This is a genomic window from Bacteroidales bacterium (genome assembly GCA_031276035.1).
GTDB lineage: Bacteria > Bacteroidota > Bacteroidia > Bacteroidales > BM520 > RGIG7150.
The window spans coordinates 1-2,506 of record JAISNV010000038.1 but is presented as its reverse complement, the minus strand read 5'-3'; the positions used below and the strand labels follow the sequence as shown (position 1 = coordinate 2,506).

Here is a 2,506-nt window from a genome sequence, read left to right as displayed (position 1 = left end):
TTGCAATATTGGATTTAAGTAAACATAATTTTTCAAATGATTTATTTTCAAAATCTTCTAACAGTGTAGTTTTTGTGTAATTGCGATTTGTTTTCCCATTTGAATATTTTATGTTTGCACTTGATAAAATATGAAGAAGAACATCAATAATTTTATTTGAATAATCTGAAATTTTAGCGCTTCCTTGTCGTTTAAGAAATGATTTTAATGATTCATAATCAATTTTATCTTTTTTTCGTACACGAGCATTAAAGTTACTAAAATAAGATTTGATAGTTATAACATCCGGTTTATCTTGTCCAACCCATCCTATAGCTTTGATCTTATAGGAAGTGTCTCCTTTGTTTTTACTTTCTTGAGAAATTTCCCAAATAGTTTTATCCTCTATTTTTCTTGAGGATAATAACTCGCAGAATTTGGGTAACACATCTTGTGGATTATCATAAACAATCATTACAGGAGTTAATGAATTTACATCTGAATTTGCCTGAAGAGCATCGTTTTTTTCACAACAAACATATCGCAATACATTAGCAATGTTTTCTCCAAAACGTTTGCTGCTATTTATAGGTAAGAATTTATCAGTCTTCCATCGCTCTTCACTATTAACTTTATTGTGATAGATCGCTTGACGATGGTCTCCAAAACATTGGATTATAGTTTTTTCTTTGTCAAAGGTGTTTTTGATAATATCTAACTGATGAATATCTGCATCTTGCATTTCATCAATAAATAGATATTTGAAACGGGAAGAAATAACATTTTGGATGGATGTATTTTTTTTAATGTAATGAAAAGCTAATGAATACGCATCTCTATATGATAATATTCCATTTTCAAATGTCGTATAGCGGGTAGTTTTAAATAACTTATAAATGTCTGTATTATCGTTTTTTGCAATAGGATTAGAACCATAACTTCGACAAAAAACAGGTAAATCATTATCATTAAAATTAATCCATAAATCTTTTATGAATTTATATTGAATTTCTTTGACTATTGCAGTTTTGTGTCCTTTTGGAATATCATTAGGTATTCTATCTTTTATTTGAGAATAAATACACTTTAAATCATTATATGTTTTTCCATTAAAGTGAAATTTTATTTGTCTGTGAGCATAATCATCATCAATTATTCTTAATGGAACGTCGTATAACATTTTAAATAGAGGTATTGCCAGAAACTTATCTACAAAAGACTGTATTGTTCCGAAATGATTGGGATACTTGAATAAAATATCAGCTTTATGCCCTAACTTGTTTTTTATCTCGTCAATAGCAACATTTGTGTGAGTAAGTACGCAAATTCCCTGATTATTTGGCAAAGGCATACGATTGGCAAGGATTATCAATTTTGCTAAAAGGGTAGTTGTCTTTCCACTTCCGGGACAGGCTTTTATATCTTGACTTTCATTACATTCTATAATATCAATTTTATCTTGCTCGAAGTAGGGCTTACCTTTGAGTAAAACAGAATGAGCATATCGTATTTCTTCGGGTGCTGCAAATTTATTCATATCATCATTCTGTTACATAGTAAATTGCTTTAACAATGTATTTCAAGAAAGGGTCGGAACAAACCATCTCTTTCACATTAACTCCTGCCTCTTTTTCTCGTTTTAATATTTCTGCTAAATATTGTGCAACAATAGCTTTAGAGACATTCCCCTTACAAATAGGCTCGAAAATATCGTATATCACTTTCTTATTAGACAATCTTTCTGCCGGATATTTGGTATTTGTCTCATTTTTAAGCTCTATGTATATTTCATCATTTGCTTCAAATATTGGGTCTGCTTTTTCTTTTTTAGATAGTTCAATAGCTTGATAGAGATATTTATACAATTTACTCGAAGCAATCTCGTATTCCAAAGTCCATTGTTCAGGCAGAAAGATTCTAACAGGTAATTTACTATTCCATTTATTTTCTATCTCTCTTTTTTTATCCTCCCTATGTGCAGATAAAGAGGTTTCATTTGAAACTTCTTGTGGAATTGACTTTGCATTTACTATATAATATTCAAGACTTTTGACATCTAAATCTGAAATGATTGAGATGTTAATATCAAACAGAGGTTCTTCTTTTCTTACAAATATATTCGCATACCGTTTATATGCTGTACTTCCAACGTTTACTATGGAAACTCCATATTTATGTAATGGTCGTTCAATAATTTCAGCGATAGTCGGAATAAGCAAATTTTCAGCATCACCTTCTACAATAATTACTCCTCGTGCAAAAAACAAGTTTGCCTTTGTTGCATCTAAAAATCGTTCCAAGAATTTGTAATCAGCAGAAGCTAAGTTAGTAAAATCTTTTCCCATCGGAAAAACATAATTCTTATTGCAAACAATCAAACTTTCCAAATCAATTTTTGATGCAAGTATTGTGCTGTGAGTTGTAAGTATAAATTGACCGTATTTTTTGTTGGTGTTGATGAAATCTATCAGTCGAAGTTGATATTGAGGATGCAAATGAGCTTCCAATTCTTCAATTAGCGTCAATT

General features: G+C 30.1%; 2 protein-coding genes. Both read right to left on the bottom strand.

Annotated features, from left to right (window positions below):
* The coding region (locus tag LBP67_09975; protein MDR2085306.1) for a UvrD-helicase domain-containing protein at window positions 1-1,516 on the bottom strand (1,516 nt) is incomplete at its 3' end.
* A 4-nt stretch (window positions 1,517-1,520) separates the two neighbouring features.
* Window positions 1,521-2,506: AAA family ATPase (locus LBP67_09970; protein MDR2085305.1), on the bottom strand; the 986-nt coding region annotated here is incomplete at its 5' end.